At 72.3% G+C, this 12,958-nt stretch carries 11 protein-coding genes and 1 pseudogene; 7 read left to right on the top strand and 5 right to left on the bottom strand.

All coding sequences use genetic code 11. The features are described 5' to 3' along the window. Positions 1–128: 128 nt before the first annotated feature. The gene (locus tag D0D15_RS27375) at positions 129–881 is read right to left on the bottom strand and encodes a helix-turn-helix domain-containing protein (protein ID WP_115944852.1); all 753 of its coding nucleotides are present in this window, start codon (positions 879–881) and stop codon (positions 129–131) included. 10 nt (positions 882–891) lie between these two features. Here D0D15_RS27375 and D0D15_RS27370 point away from each other — a divergent pair, with 10 nt between their 5' ends. Together D0D15_RS27370 and D0D15_RS37290 are read left to right on the top strand one after the other, a co-directional pair. Then, on the top strand, positions 892–1,329 hold the full coding sequence (locus D0D15_RS27370; RefSeq protein ID WP_094004409.1) for a VOC family protein: 438 nt from the start codon (positions 892–894) through the stop codon (positions 1,327–1,329). Between the two features lie 87 nt (positions 1,330–1,416). Then, a pseudogene (locus tag D0D15_RS37290) lies at positions 1,417–1,524 on the top strand (IS5/IS1182 family transposase); the annotation flags it as partial. Between the two features lie 161 nt (positions 1,525–1,685). Here D0D15_RS37290 and D0D15_RS27360 read toward each other — a convergent pair. Then, a complete protein-coding gene (locus D0D15_RS27360; RefSeq protein ID WP_094004408.1) occupies positions 1,686–2,480 on the bottom strand; it encodes a PIG-L family deacetylase in 795 nt (264 codons plus the stop codon). Positions 2,481–2,559: 79 nt separating this feature from the next. Between D0D15_RS27360 and D0D15_RS27355 the strand changes: the two genes are divergently transcribed. Both D0D15_RS27355 and D0D15_RS27350 read left to right on the top strand, forming a co-directional pair. Continuing rightward, the gene (locus D0D15_RS27355) at positions 2,560–3,630 is read left to right on the top strand and encodes a polyprenyl synthetase family protein (protein WP_115944851.1); all 1,071 of its coding nucleotides are present in this window, start codon (positions 2,560–2,562) and stop codon (positions 3,628–3,630) included. Positions 3,631–3,740: 110 nt separating this feature from the next. Beyond that, complete coding sequence (locus D0D15_RS27350; RefSeq protein WP_094004406.1) at positions 3,741–4,526, top strand: LLM class F420-dependent oxidoreductase; 786 nt, start codon at positions 3,741–3,743, stop codon at positions 4,524–4,526. A 39-nt stretch (positions 4,527–4,565) separates the two neighbouring features. Here D0D15_RS27350 and D0D15_RS27345 read toward each other — a convergent pair whose 3' ends face one another. Further along, positions 4,566–4,934, bottom strand: coding sequence for an Rv2175c family DNA-binding protein (locus tag D0D15_RS27345; protein WP_094004405.1), 369 nt, complete (start codon positions 4,932–4,934; stop codon positions 4,566–4,568). A 123-nt stretch (positions 4,935–5,057) separates the two neighbouring features. Between D0D15_RS27345 and pknB the strand changes: the two genes are divergently transcribed. The 3 genes from pknB to D0D15_RS27330 all read left to right on the top strand — a co-directional run bounded on the left by pknB (position 5,058) and on the right by D0D15_RS27330 (position 9,167). Beyond that, positions 5,058–7,070: a Stk1 family PASTA domain-containing Ser/Thr kinase gene (gene pknB / locus D0D15_RS27340; protein ID WP_094004404.1), complete on the top strand. Its 2,013-nt coding sequence runs from the start codon at positions 5,058–5,060 to the stop codon at positions 7,068–7,070. Between the two features lie 166 nt (positions 7,071–7,236). Then, positions 7,237–8,556 carry a wax ester/triacylglycerol synthase family O-acyltransferase gene (locus tag D0D15_RS27335; protein ID WP_115944850.1) on the top strand — a complete coding sequence of 440 codons (1,320 nt, stop codon included), beginning with the start codon at positions 7,237–7,239 and terminating at the stop codon, positions 8,554–8,556. A 32-nt stretch (positions 8,557–8,588) separates the two neighbouring features. Continuing rightward, positions 8,589–9,167: a 2'-5' RNA ligase family protein gene (locus D0D15_RS27330; RefSeq protein WP_094004402.1), complete on the top strand. Its 579-nt coding sequence runs from the start codon at positions 8,589–8,591 to the stop codon at positions 9,165–9,167. 7 nt (positions 9,168–9,174) lie between these two features. Here D0D15_RS27330 and D0D15_RS27325 read toward each other — a convergent pair whose 3' ends face one another. Beyond that, the gene (locus D0D15_RS27325) at positions 9,175–10,566 is read right to left on the bottom strand and encodes a class II 3-deoxy-7-phosphoheptulonate synthase (protein WP_115944853.1); all 1,392 of its coding nucleotides are present in this window, start codon (positions 10,564–10,566) and stop codon (positions 9,175–9,177) included. A gap of 220 nt (positions 10,567–10,786) precedes the next feature. Continuing rightward, positions 10,787–12,955 (bottom strand): MMPL family transporter, encoded by a 2,169-nt coding sequence (locus tag D0D15_RS27315; RefSeq protein WP_094004400.1) that lies wholly within the window; start codon positions 12,953–12,955, stop codon positions 10,787–10,789. Positions 12,956–12,958 lie beyond the last annotated feature (3 nt).

Here is a 12,958-nt window from a genome sequence, read left to right as displayed (position 1 = left end):
CAGCCGGGCACTACCGTGGAACACGAGAACCTCCGGATCGGAGTGGGCCTTAGACAAGCCACATCCCAACCGGAGGTTCTCCTTTACTCAGCCAGACACGCCGCTACCAACGTCCTGACCGGATACAGCTAGAACACGGCCACCGCGACCGCCGGGTCCGGGGCCGCCAGCCCGTGCCGCTCGCGGACCAGCACCGCCGGCGTCACCCCGGCCAGCTCACGCGTCTCACGCGTCAGGTGAGCCTGATCGGCAAACCCGGCGGCCGCCGCGGAGTCCGCCAGCGACGTCGGGCGGGCGGCGTCCGCGCTGCGCAGGAAACGCTGGAACCGCGCCACGCGCTGCAGCGCCTTCGGCCCCAGGCCGGCCTGCTGAACGACCAGCCGGCGCAACTGGCGGCCGGTCAGCGCCACCTCCTCCGCCACCGAGTCCAGCGACGCGCCGCGCCAGATGCGGCTCACGGCGTGCTGGACGCGCGCATCACCCGGCCGGGGACGCAGCACCGACGGGAACGACCCGTGCCACACCGACTCCGCGACCGCCCGCGCGGCGGCGTCCGGCAGCACCGCGGTCAGCGGCACCACCGCGTCCCGCACCTCGTGCCCGGGCAGGCCCAGCACCGCCGCGATCGCCTCGGTGCGCAGCCGCTGCCCGCGCAGCTCTGCGCGGGGCGGCAACCGGTGCAGCGCCGGCGACAACGTCGGCCCCACCAGGTAGGCCGCGCCGGTCGAGGCCACGATCACGTCCGCCGCCGCGTCCGGCACCACCCGCTGCACGAACTCGCCCGGCACCCGCTGCGCCCACCAGCAGCGCACGACACCGGAACCCACCCATTCGCGGTAGGTGTCCGTTTCGTTCAAGGCGTCCCCCGTCGCGGCTGCCATGCTGCCGAGTATGGAACAAAGCGTGCAGATCATCACGGTGTCCACCCAGGACCTCGATGCCGCCAGGGGGTTCTACGTGGACGGGCTCGGCTGGCAGCCCTTGCTGGACGTGCCCGGCGAGATCCTGTTCTTCCAGGTCGCCCACGGGGTCGCGCTCGGCCTGTTCGACGCCGTGAAGTTCGCCGAGGACCTGAACACCACCGACGTCACCGGCCCCGCCGGGCTCACCCTGTCGCACAACCTGCCCGGCCCGGACGAGGTGGACCGCCTCCTGGCGGCCGCGGAGCGGGCCGGCGCGGAGATCCTCAAACCCGGGCAGCGCGCCGCGTTCGGCGGCTACCACGGCCACTTCCGCGACCCGATCGGCCTCATCTGGGAGATCGCGCACAACTCCGGCTGGGCCGTGGACCCCGACGGCACGGTGCGGATCGGCCTCATCGAGGCCTAAAGCGTGTCCTCAAAGTCGGTGGTTCGAGCTGGTTCGATCTTGGGTTGTGGTGCGTAGGCACGAGCTGCCTGATGAGCAGTGGCAGATGATCACGCCAACGGCCGGTCCCGCGGCGGACCCACCACCAAGATCCACCTCGCCTGCGACGGTCACGGACGGCCCTTGTCGATCGTGGTGACCTTCGGCGCCGCGGCCGGGCCGGTGGACGCCCACCGGCCTTCGACCGCGCCAGCCACAAACGCCGCAACATCGTCGAACGATGCTTCGACCGCCTCGAACAGTTCCGCGCCACCGCCACCTCCTACCGGAGCACGATCGACCTCGCCACACCGCTCATCTGGCTTTGCGGACAGGCCCTAGAGCCCCGCCATCAGGTCGGTTTCGGTGATGCCCGGCCCCTGGCCCGCGCGGATGAACCACTCGGTGCCGAAGGCGTGGGCGAACGCGTCATCGGGCATCGCCAGGAACAGTGACTGCTCGCTGATCTGGCTGGCGTGCGCGCGCATCGCCGCGCGTTTGGCCTCCAGCCACGGCGTCACGTCGACCGCGGCGGTGATCTCCGCGGCCGGTGTGCCCAGCTCGCCCAGGCCGTCGACGGCGGGGACCTGCACCCCGGTCTCGGCGGCCCGCGCGGCGAACGCCTCCAGCCCGGCGCGCATGTGGTCGCTGTTGATCGTGTTCTGGTACACGCGCGGCGTGCCGGCCAGCTCGGCCGCGCGCATCCCGACGCGGTGCACCTGGATGTGGTCCGGGTGGCCGTAGGTGCCGTGGTCGTCGTAGACGGTCAGCACGTCGGCCCGCTCCTCGCGCAGGATCGCCGCGAGCCTGGCCGCCGCCTCCTCCACCGGGGCCCGCCAGAACGAGCCGGGCAGGTCGTTCTCCGGGGTGCCCATCATCCCGGAGTCGCTGTAGCCGAGGAACTCCAGCCGCTTCGCGCCGAGGATCTCGGCCGCCGCCCGGGTCTCCTCGACCCGGCGCTGCCACAGCGGCTCCCCGTCGGCGAGGAACCCGGGCGGGACCTCGCCGTGCTCCCCGCGGGTCGCGACGACCAGCACGACCCGGTGCCCCTCCTCGAAGGCCTTGCGCATGACCCCGCCGCAGGCGATGCACTCGTCGTCGGGATGGGCGTGAAACGTCACGAGGGTGGGCACGGAAACGAGCCTACGGGCGCCGATCACATCCCGGCCACCCCGGACGGCGCGCCGCGCGGTTGTCGTCGACGATAGGCGCATGGACTTCGACGCCGACCTGCCCCAGCACCTGGAACGCCACCTGGCCGCGTTCCTCACCGAGGCGGGCGCGGCCGTCCGGGCCGAGCAGCCCGCGTTCGGCTCCGGCGTCGACACGCTCACCGATTTCGTGCTCGGCGGCGGCAAGCGGCTGCGGCCGACGTTCGCGTGGTGGGCCTGGCGCGGCACGGGCGGCGACCCGGACGGCCCGGACACCGAGGGCGTGCTGCGGGCCGTCGCCAGCCTCGAACTGGTGCAGGCGTGCGCGCTGATCCACGACGACCTCATCGACTCCTCCGACTCGCGCCGCGGCCGCCCCACGGTGCACGTCTCCTACGCCCGCGAGCACCGCGCGAACGGCTGGCTCGGCACGCCGGAGACGTTCGGCCTCGCCGCCGCCGTCCTGATCGGCGACCTGGCCCTGGCCTGGGCCGACGACATGTTCACCGGCGCCCCGCTGCCCGCCGCGACGCTGGACGCCGCCCGCCCGGCCTGGCGCGCGATGCGCACCGAGGTGCTCGCCGGCCAGTACCTGGACGTGCGCACGCAGGCCACCGGCGACACCTCGCCCGAGGCCGCGCTGCGGGTGTGCCGCCTCAAGACCGCCGCCTACACCGTGCAGCGCCCGCTGCACCTGGGCGCCGCGCTGGCCGGCGCGGACGAGGCGCGCATCACGACGCTCCGCGAGTTCGGCGACGACCTGGGCGTGGCGTTCCAGCTGCGGGACGATCTGCTCGGCGTGTTCGGCGACCCGTCGGTCACCGGCAAGCCCGCCGGTGACGACCTGCGCGAGGGCAAGCGCACGCTGCTGGTCGCGCTCGGCCTGCAGCTGGCCGAGGACCCGGAGCAGCACAAGCTCATCGCCGACGCGATCGGCGCCGTGGTCGCCGAGGACGAGGTGGACAAGGTGCGGCGCACGCTGACCGAGGTCGGCGCGGTGGAGGCGGTGGAGGAGCGGATCTCCGCGCTCACCGGCACCGCGCTGGCCGCGCTGGAGCGCGCCCGGCTGGCCGAGCCCGCCGCGACCCGGCTGGCCGAGCTGGCCCGGCTCGCCACCCAGCGCACGTTCTGACGCAGTACACAGTGGACCGACACCTGGAGTGTGATCCAGGTGGAAGTCCGTGTGGGGCAAGCGTTCCGCCGGGCCGCGCGGGCGCCCCGGGATGTGGCTAGGCTGGCGGCATGACCGACACCACCAGGCCGATCCGGATCGGGCTGCAGCTCCAGCCGCAGCACGCCGACTACCGGACCATCCGCGACACCGCGTCCGCCGCCGAGGACCTCGGCGTGGACATCATCTTCAACTGGGACCACTTCTTCCCGTTGTACGGCGACCCCGACGGCCTGCACTTCGAGTGCTGGACCATGCTCGCCGCCTGGGCGGAGTCGACCTCGCGGGTCGAGATCGGCGCGCTGGTCACCTGCAACAGCTACCGCAACCCGGAGCTGCTCGCCGACATGGCGCGCACGGTCGACCACATCAGCGACGGGCGGCTGATCCTCGGCATCGGCTCCGGCTGGTTCGAGAAGGACTACACCGAGTACGGCTACGACTTCGGCACCGCGGGCGGCCGGCTGGACGACCTGGCCGAGGCGCTGCCGCGCATCGAATCCAGGCTGAGCAAGCTCAACCCGGCGCCCACCCGCAAGATCCCGGTGCTGATCGGCGGCGGCGGCGAGAAGAAGACGCTGAAGCTGGTCGCCCAGCACGCCGACATCTGGCACGGCTTCGGCGACCCCGAGGTGGTCGAGCGCAAGGTCGGCATCCTCAAGCAGCACTGCGCCGACGTGGGCCGCGACGCGGGCGAGATCGAGATCTCCACCGGCGTGGAGGGCGAGCCGGAGGAGCTGGGCCCGAAGCTGCGGGAGCTGGGCGTCAGCCTGTTCACCGTGGGCGTGGGCGGCCCGGACTACGACCTGGGCCGGCTGAAGAAGTGGATCTCCTGGCGCGACGCCCAGAACGGCTGAACCCGGCGGGGCGGTGCGGTCGCCGCACCGCCCCTGCCGTCAGAACGCCATCGCCTGGGCGCGGCGCTTGACCTCGGTGCCGTGGTTGGTGCGCAGGGCGTTGATCGGGGTGCTGCCGGGCAGCGTGTCGTCCGCCTCGTAGAGCCAGCGCAGCATCTCCGTGCGGCTGAACCCGGCGTCGGCGAGCACCGTCAGCAGCCCGGTCAGTCCCTTCACGGCCTGGCCGTCGACGAAGAAGTCGGCCGGGACCATCAGGTCGCCGTCGCGGCGCACGGCGAGCAGCTGGCCGTCTCGCAGCAGCTGCCGGACCTTGTTCACCGACAGGCCGATCAGCTCCGCCACTTCCGCGAGCGGCAGCACGGCCACGTCGGCGTCGAGAACGTCATCAGCGACTGGGATCGCACTCACGCAAGACAGGGTGCCACATCCGGCCTGGTTGTCCGCAATGTCGCGCGAACGGCGTAACGAAACCTCAACCGCGCCGCCCGGGGCGGGTCCGCCGACTCCGGCCAAGTCCGTACGATCGGGCGCGTGACGAGCACGGACACCAGCCTGGCCGGGGCGCTCCTGGAGCGGCGTTACCGGGTCGACGGCCTCCTCGCGCGGGGCGGCATGTCGGCCGTCTACCGGGGGTCGGACACGAGGCTGGACCGTCCGGTCGCCATCAAGATCATGGACCCGCGCTTCGCCGACGACCGGTCGTTCGTCGACCGCTTCGAGCGCGAGGCGCGGCTGGCCGCGAAGCTGCACCACCCGAACGTGGTCACCGTGCACGACCAGGGCGTCGACGTGGCCGGGGACCGCTCGCACGTGTTCCTGGTGATGGAGCTGGTCGACGGCGGCACGCTGCGGGACCTGCTGGACCAGCGGGGCAGGCTGGACGTGCCGCTGGCGCTGAGCGTGGCCGAGCAGATGCTCTCCGCCCTGTCGGCCGCGCACCTGGCCGGGCTCGTGCACCGCGACGTGAAGCCGGAGAACGTGCTCATCGGCTCCACCGGGCATCCCCCGACCGGGGTGGTGAAGGTCGCCGACTTCGGTCTCGTGCGCGCCGTCGCGAGCGCGGGCACCACCAGTTCGAGCATCATCCTGGGCACCGTCGCGTACCTGGCGCCCGAGCAGGTCACCACCGGCGTGGCGGGCGAGCGCGGCGACGTCTACTCGGCCGGCATCGTGCTCTACGAGATGCTCACCGGCCAGGTGCCCTACACCGGCGACACCGCCATCTCGGTCGCCTACCGGCACGTGAACGACGACGTCCCGGCGCCCAGCACGGTCCAGCCGGGCATCCCCGCGGTGCTGGACGACCTGGTGCTGCGTGCCACGCGCCGCGACCCGGAGGCGCGGCCCGCGGACGCCGGCGCGTTCCTGCAGGAGCTGCGCCGCGTGCGGGCGGCGCTGGGGATCGCGCCCGCGCCGATCCCGGTGCTGCCCCCCAAGGCGGTGCTGCCCCCCAAAGCGGTGCTGCCGCCCAAGTCGGTGCCGGTCGCCCCGGTGGACCCCGAGAAGACCGTGCCCGCGTTCTCCCCGGTCGCGGCCACGAACCCGGTCACGGGCCCGCGCGGTACCCGGGCGATGATCCGGCCGCAGGCCGCGCCCGTGCCGCCGCCGCCCGCGCCGCCGGAGGAGGAGGACCAGCGGACGCTGGTCCAGCGGCGGCCGGTCGTGCTGTGGGCCGTCATCGCCGCGCTGGTGGTGGCGCTGGTCGGCGCCGGGGTGTGGTGGTTCAGCGTCGGTGAGAAGGGCGCGGACACCATCGCCGTCCCGCCGGTGTCCGGCATGGACCAGGCCACGGCCGAGAAGACCCTGCACGACGCCGGCCTGTCGGTGACCGTGGTGCGCCAGTTCAGCGACACCGTCGGCGCGGGCAAGGCCATCGGCAGCGATCCGCAGGCCGGGTCGTCGGTGCCGAAGAACAGCGCGGTCACCCTGGTGCTGTCCTCCGGCCGCCCGACGGTGCCCGACATCAGCCCGGGCACCGAGCTGGCGCAGGCGGAGGCGGCCGTCAAGGCGGCCGGGCTGACTCCGCGGCGGGACGAGGCCATCGACGGCTACAGCACCTCGGTACCGGCCGGGAAGGTGCTCGTGGTCGACCCGCGGCCGGGTACGCAGCTGACCATCGGCTCGCCGGTGCGGATCGGCCTGTCGCAGGGCGCGCCGCCGACCCCGGTGCCCAGCGTCGTGGGGCTGAGCCGCAACGAGGCGTTCCAGCGGTTGAAGGAGGCCGGGTTCGAGCCCTACGATGCCGGCACCGAGTTCGCCGAGGACGTGCCGAACGGCAGCGTCACCCGCACCACTCCGGCAGCCGGCACCACGATCGACGGCCAGGGCAGCAAACGTGTCGGCGTGTTCACGTCCTCCGCGGTCGAGGTCCCGTCCGTGCTCGGGCGGCCCGTGCAGGACGCGATCCAGCTGCTGTCCGACGCCGGCCTGCAGGCCGACGTCCAGGGCCGCACGCGGAACTTCTCGATCGTCGTCGGGCAGGATCCCGAGCCCGGCGAGTGGGTGGAACGCGGCAAGAAGGTGAAACTGCAAGTATTTCCTTGATCAACAAGGAGATGAGCGCGTTTTCGCGTCCACAAAGGACCGATACCCCATTCGAGTGAGAATCGGGAGCCGTTAGCGCTGCGGAAACAAATGGACTACCGTTTCGTCACGTCCGTTTGCTCAAGTAGCAGGCAATCCCGTGTCACCGACCGTAGAGGGGTCGTCTATGGCTCGCCGTCAGCTCAGTGGGCTGGACGTGGCTTTCCTTTGCCTGGAAGGAGAATCGACGCCCATGCACATGGGGGCGGCGGTGATCTTCCAACCGGACGGACCGATCGATCCCCACGCGGTGGTCGTGCTGGGCGCGCGCCGGGCGGCGCGGATGCCGCGCCTGCGCCTGCGGGTTCGCCCGTCGCTCTTCCCGCCGGGCGGCGCGGCCTGGGCGCCGGACCCGGCATTCGACCCGCGCAGGCACATCCACGTGCACCGGCTCACCGGGTTCTACGCCGACGACCCGCTCGCGGCGCACGCGGCCGAGTGGATCGAGCAGCCGCTGCCGATGGACCGGCCGCTGTGGGACGTGCACGTGGTGACCGGGCTGGCGGAAAACCGGTTCGCGCTGCTGCTCAAGCTGCACCACGCGTTCACCGACGGCGCCGGCGCGTTCGCGGTGGCCGCCGGGCTGCTGGACGAGCTGCCGATCACGCGGATGCTCGTCGAGGTGGCCGACCGGCCCGCCGATCCGCGGTCGCCGCTGGAGGCGCTGCGGGACGGCGTGACGGAAGCGGTCAGCCAGGCCGGGGAGAACGCGGCGATCGCGTCGGCGATCCTGCGGGCCGCCCGGCCGTACCCGTCGTCGCCGCTGAGCGCGCCGGATTCGGCCAGCAGGCGGCTCGGGTTCGTCCGGCTGCCGGTCGCCGACATCCGCGCCATCCGGGCCGCGCACGGCGGCACCCCCAACGACGTGGTCCTCGCGGTGCTGGCCGGGGCGCTGCGCGAGTGGATGATCAACCGCGGTCAGCGGCCGGACGCGCGCACCCTGCGGGGCCTGATCCCGGTGAGCCTGCGGGCGCGGGAGGGCGGCTGGGGCGCCAACCAGCTGTCCGGGTACCTGTGCGATCTGCCGGTGCACCTGGACGATCCGGTGCGGCGGTTGCGGGAGATCCGCTGGTCGATGAACCGGAACAAGGCCGCGGGGCCGCAGCGCGGGGCGGGTGCGCTGCCGGTGCTGGCCGACCGGTTGCCCCCGGGGCTGCACCGGCTGGCGGCGAAGGTGGCCGGAAGGGCGGCGGGGGTCCTGTTCGACACGGTGATCACGAACGTGCCGCTGCCGAAGCTGGACCTGTCGCTGGACGGCGCGCGGTTGTGCGAGATCTACCCGTTCGTGCCGCTGGCGCCGCGGCACGCGGTGGGCATCGCGGCCGCCACGTACGGCGACCACGTCCACATCGGACTGCAGATGAACGGCGACGCGGTGCCGGACACCGGTTCGCTGCGGGACGCGGTGCTGAAGTCGGCCGCTGCTCTGTACGAGCGGTCGATCTAAACATCCGGGGCGGCTTCAGTCATGATGAAGCCATGCCGGTCCCCGACGCGCAGTGGCTTCGCCGTGCCACGAAGAGTGCCATCGTCGTGCCCGTCCCCGAGACGGACCACCTGGTCACCCGGCACCGGCGGAGCGTGCCCGCCCACGTGACCGTGCTGTACCCGTTCGTCGCGCCGCGGGACATCGACGCGCGGACGGTGGCCGACCTGAAGGCGGCGCTGGTCGGGATCGAGGCGTTCGAGTGCGAGTTCTCGCAGGTCGGGTGGTTCGGGTCGGAGGTGGTGTGGCTGGCGCCGGAGCCGGACCAGCACTTCCGGGCGCTGACGCAGGCGGTGTGCGAGCGGTTCCCGGCGCACCCGCCCTACGGCGGCGAGCACCCCGACACGGTCCCCCACCTGACGGTGGTGGACCACCGCACGGGCGACGCCCACACCCGCCGACGCGCCGCGGCGGAGCTGGCCACGGCACTCCCGGTGCGAGCCTGGATCGACCGGGTCCACCTGGTCGCCGGCGACGACGAACACGGCCCGTGGCGCACCGTGGCGGAATTCGAGCTACCCGCGCCGCTCCAACGCCCGCGGGAGGCGGCCGAGGACAGGTTCGCGGTCTGAGCGGGCGTCAGCCCCGAAGCATCTCCGCCACGAGAAACGCCAGCTCCAGCGACTGCTGCGTGTTCAGCCGCGGATCGCAGGCCGTCTCGTACCGCCCGGCCAGATCCGAGTCGGAGATCTCCTGCGCCCCACCCAGGCACTCGGTGACGTCCTCGCCGGTCAGCTCGACGTGGATGCCGCCCGGGTAGGAGCCCAGCTTGTGGTGCACCTCGAAGAAGCCCTGGACCTCGTCGATGATGCGGTCGAAGTGGCGGGTCTTGTAGCCGGTGGAGGACTCGTGGGTGTTGCCGTGCATCGGGTCGCACTGCCAGATCACCTTGTGCCCGGTGGCCTCGACCTTCTCCACGATGGCCGGCAGGACGTCGCGGACCTTGCCGTTGCCCATGCGGGAGATGAGGGTGACGCGGCCGGGCTCGTTGCGCGGGTCGAGCCGCTCGACGTACTCCACGGCCTGCTCGGGCGTGGTGGTCGGGCCGATCTTGACGCCGATCGGGTTGGCGAGCAGCTCGGCGAGGGCGATGTGGGCGCCGTCGAGCTGGCGGGTGCGCTCGCCGATCCACAGGAAGTGCGACGAGAGGTTGTAGAGCTTCGGGTTGGCCGCGTTGGCGTTGTCCATCCGCAGCATGGCGCGCTCGTAGTCGAGCAGCAGGGCCTCGTGGCTGGCGAAGATCTCGGTGGAGTGCAGCGAGGTGTCGCTGACCCCGCACGCGGACATGAACCGCAGGCCGCGGTCGATCTCGCCGGCCAGGGCCTCGTAGCGTTCGCCGGCGGGCGAGGTGCGCACGAAGTCCTTGTTCCAGTCGTGCACCTGGGCGAGGTCGGCCATGCCGGCGCCGGTGAGGGCGCGGACCAGGTTCATCGCGGCGCCGGAGTTGGCGTAAGCGCGGATCATGCGGCCCGGGTCGGGGACGCGCAGCTCGGGCTTGGCGACGAGGGAGTTGACGATGTCGCCGCGGTAGACGGGCAGGGCGAGCGCGTCGGTGCTGCTGGAACGCGGCTTGGCGTACTGCCCGGCGATGCGGCCGACCTTGACGACGGGCAGGCTGGCGCCGTAGGTGAGGACGACGGCCATCTGCAGGAGCGTGCGCAGGTTGGCGCGGATGTGCGGCTCGGTGTTGGACTCGAACGTCTCCGCGCAGTCGCCGCCCTGGAGCAGGAAGGCCTCCCCCCGGGCGACCATCGCGAGGCGGCTCTGGAGCCGGTCGATCTCGGCGGGCACGGTGATGGGCGGCACGGCCTCGAGCAGGTGGCGGACCCGGTCGACCGCGTCGGCGTCGGGCCACTCCGGCTGCTGGGCGGCCGGGCGGGACAGGGCGTCGTCCAGCCGGGCACGCAGTTCCGGCGGCAGGGGCGGCAGCTCGGGAAGGGTGTCGACGGGCACGTCCACGGTCCAGTTCACCACCCCAGGATATGGGGTGCGCTGGGACGATCCGCCCCGAGGTGGCGGGGGCCACCCCGAACGCAGAACTCGCGCACCCGAGCGTGGAACTCGCTGCCCCGGACGTGGGACTCGCGCGCCCCAGCGTGGAACTCGCGCGCGGCCGCGAGTTCCACGCTCCCGTCGGCGAGTTCCACGTTCAGCGTCGCGAGTTCCACGCTCCCGTCGGCGAGTTCCGCGGTCAGCCCTGGGGCACGCGCTCCGGCTCGGGTTCGGGCTTCGCCCGGTCGCCGTGGCCGGGCCACCACGCGGCGCGCCCGATGAGCGCCGTCAGGCTGGGCACGAAGAACATCGCCATCACGAACGCCGCCACCAAGATCCCGAACGACAGCGCGAACCCCATCTCCGCCAGCAGCGCGTTGCCCGCCAGCATCAGCGCCCCCAGCGAACCGGCCAGGATGACGCCCGCCGCGGCGATCGTCGGGCCCGTGTGGCGCACCGCCAGCGCCGCCGCCTCCCTCGGCGAATGACCGTTCTTCGCCTCTTCACGCAGCCGCGCCATCATCAGGATGTTGTAGTCCGTCCCCAGCGCGACCACGAACATGTAGATGATCAGCGGGATCATGAAGATCAGCCCGGTCTCGCCGATCGCGTTCTGGAACAGCAGCGTCGTCGCGCCCAGCGTCGCCGCGAAGCCGAGCCCCACCGACGCCATCACGTACCACGGCGACACCACACTCCTCAGCAGCAACGCCAGCACCAGCATGATCAGCACCGCCGCCACCGGGAACACCACCCGGTAGTCGCGGTTCATCGTGTCCTGGATGTCGACGTACACCGCCGTCTCACCGCCGACCAGCGCCCGCGCGCCCGGCGGAGCACCCTCGTGCGCGGCCGTCCGCAGCGGGCCCGCCACCGTGTCGATCGCGGCGTCCGAACTCGGGTCGTCGGTCAGGGTCACCGCGAAGCTGGCCGTCGCGCCGTCGGTGCTGACCTGCGGCTGCCCGACCTGCCCCACGCCCGGCACGGCCCGCAGCCGCTCCCCGAACGACGGCAGCGCCGCAGCGTCCAGCACGCCACTGTCACTGTGCAGGTAGACGCTCGTCGGCGAGGTCGTCCCCGGCGGCAGCCCGCGTTCCAGCTGCCGCAGCCCGACCTGCGATTCGGCGGTGTCCGGCATCGACCCGGACGCCAGGTCGAACGTCGGGTTGAAGTTGACCAGCCCGGCCGCCAGCGCCGCCATCACGACACCGGACACGGCCGCGAAGATCGCCGGCTTGCGCCCCAGGCTCCGCCCGATCGCCGTGAACCGCGCTCCGGTCGGCTCGGCCCGCCACGACTTCGACGGCCAGAACACCTTGGCGCCCAGCAGCGACACCACAGCCGGCACCAGGGTCAGCCCGGCCAGCAGCGTCACCGCGACCGCGATCGCCAGCGACGGCCCCATCGAGCGGAAGAACCCGAACAACGACAGGGCCATCGACAGGAACGCGATGATCACGACGGCGGCCGCGGACGTGATCGCCTCGCCGACGCGGCTCACCGCGGTGACCATCGCCTGCCTCGGTTCGTCCCCGGCCCGCAGCCGTTCGCGGAACCGGAACATCAGGAACAGGATGTAGTCGGTGCCGACGCCGAACAGCACCACGATCAGGATCGACGAGATCGACGCGTCGGTCTGCATCCCGAACAGCTTCACCACCCAGGAGATGAGGCCGTTCGCGATCTGCGACACGATCCCGATCAGGACGATCGGCAGCAGCGCGATCACCGGGCTGCGGAAGATCACCAGCAGCAGCACGAGGATCAGCAGCACGGTCGCGATGCCGACGACGGCGTCCGCGCTGCCCGACGCCTCCTGCACGTCGAGCTGCTGGGCCACGCTGCCGGTGGTCGCCGCCTTCAGGTCACCGCCGCCGAGCAACGCCTGGAGTTCGCCGCGGAACTGCTTCGCCGACTCGGTCAGCTGCTGCGCGTTGGCCGAGGACAGCTGCGGCATCTTCACCGCGGAGATCTGCACGACGTTGTCGGGTGCCGGGACGGCCGGCGAGATCAGCTCGACGTCCGGCAGGCGCTTGCCGGTCAGGCCGGCCACGACTTCGCCGGCCTTCTGGGTGTCGGCCGCGGTCAGCGGCGCGTTGTCGCCGCGGTAGAACACGACGAGCATCGACGGGGTGAACGCGGCCGGAAACGCTTCCTGGCCCAGGGTCATGGCCTGGATGGACTCGTAGTCCCGGGGCAGGGCGTCGCTTTCGTCCGTGCTTCGGGGCAGCGCCGGCGCGGTGAAGATCACCACCACGGCCAGCACGACCCAGGCGGCGATCACCCACCAGGGCCGATGCACGACCAGCCGCCCCAGCCGGGCGAAGACGCCGCGTTCGATGACGGGTTCTTGCCTCGCGGAGGTCATGCC

Source organism: Amycolatopsis thermalba, from assembly GCF_003385215.1.
In the GTDB taxonomy this organism is placed as follows: Bacteria; Actinomycetota; Actinomycetes; order Mycobacteriales; family Pseudonocardiaceae; genus Amycolatopsis_E; species Amycolatopsis_E thermalba.
This window is presented reverse-complemented; position numbering and strand designations above follow the sequence as displayed.

Bases quoted from the DNA above. Each gene is read 5' to 3' on its own strand.
- D0D15_RS27350 (WP_094004406.1), top strand. From the start codon at position 3,741: ATGACCGACACCACCAGGCCGATCCGGATCGGGCTGCAGCTCCAGCCG.
- D0D15_RS27375 (WP_115944852.1), bottom strand. From the start codon at position 881: ATGGCAGCCGCGACGGGGGACGCCTTGAACGAAACGGACACCTACCGC.
- D0D15_RS27355 (WP_115944851.1), top strand. From the start codon at position 2,560: ATGGACTTCGACGCCGACCTGCCCCAGCACCTGGAACGCCACCTGGCC.
- D0D15_RS27315 (WP_094004400.1), bottom strand. From the start codon at position 12,955: ATGACCTCCGCGAGGCAAGAACCCGTCATCGAACGCGGCGTCTTCGCC.
- D0D15_RS27370 (WP_094004409.1), top strand. From the start codon at position 892: ATGGAACAAAGCGTGCAGATCATCACGGTGTCCACCCAGGACCTCGAT.
- D0D15_RS27330 (WP_094004402.1), top strand. From the start codon at position 8,589: ATGCCGGTCCCCGACGCGCAGTGGCTTCGCCGTGCCACGAAGAGTGCC.
- D0D15_RS27335 (WP_115944850.1), top strand. From the start codon at position 7,237: ATGGCTCGCCGTCAGCTCAGTGGGCTGGACGTGGCTTTCCTTTGCCTG.